2 protein-coding genes are annotated in these 874 nt (G+C 60.5%); both read right to left on the reverse strand.

Features of this window, described 5'->3' with window-relative positions:
* Positions 1-321, reverse strand: a 321-nt coding sequence (locus EXE42_RS16035; protein WP_158293743.1) for a sulfatase-like hydrolase/transferase, incomplete at its 3' end; no start/stop codon positions are given.
* Positions 322-377: 56 nt separating this feature from the next.
* A partial coding sequence (locus tag EXE42_RS16040) for a glycosyltransferase family 4 protein (RefSeq protein ID WP_137706964.1) occupies positions 378-874 on the reverse strand: 497 nt, incomplete at its 5' end.

The following is an 874-nucleotide window of genomic DNA, read 5'->3' on the forward strand; positions in this document are numbered from 1 at the left end:
GTAGCCGTACGCCCGCGAGACGTAGGGATTCGAATGGAACCCGGCGGTTCGGAACCTTGCTTCCGAGAGTCGATCAGCGACCGTCTTCGGCACGTATCTGTACCCGTTCGCAGCGAACACGTCGGGATAGCGCCCGCTCAACAGCGCCGGGACGGCCTCTCGGGTGTGTGAACTCGCGGAGATCGCCGTCGTGAATTCGAGCTCTCTGTCCGCGAGTTCGTCGAGGAACGGACTCGTCTCCCGATTGTAGCCGTGCGCTCCGAGGTGATCCGCACGGAGCGCGTCGATCGAGAGGAGAATGGTGTTCGGGCGATCAGTCATAGTGGATACCCAATCGATTCGTCCTACGCTGCCTCATCGTATTAGTCACTGTCATATCAGGTGTGCGCACGCACTTGATTGTACACAGATGTCGCCTGTTCGCCGACGCGATCGAGGCTGTATCGTTCGGCCTCCTCCCGATTTTCGGGCGTCGAAACCTGCTCAGCGTCTCGTTCCTCGTTCAGCACGTCCATCATCGCTGTCGCGAACGTATCCGGTTCGCTGGCATCGGCGAGTCGGTTCGGTCCCTCCGGTACCAGACGTCGAATGATGTCCAGATCGTTCGCCACGATTGGAGTCCCCGTCGCCATCGCCTCCAACACGGCGATGCCGAACCCTTCCTGGCGCGAGGGCAACACGAAGACCGACGACTCGTGGAGCAGTGCCCGCTTCCGCTCTTCTGAGACGAAGCCAAGAAATGTTACGTGTTCCGAGATGCCTAACTCAGCTGCCTGTCGCGCTAACCGATTCCGTTCCGGTCCCGAGCCGGCAATCCCCAATTGAACCGACGGGTATTCCGCGGCGACGAGTGCCATCGCTCCCAGCAGTTGGT

Source organism: Halorubrum sp. SP3 (genome assembly GCF_005435195.1).
Taxonomy (GTDB): domain Archaea; phylum Halobacteriota; class Halobacteria; order Halobacteriales; family Haloferacaceae; genus Halorubrum; species Halorubrum sodomense.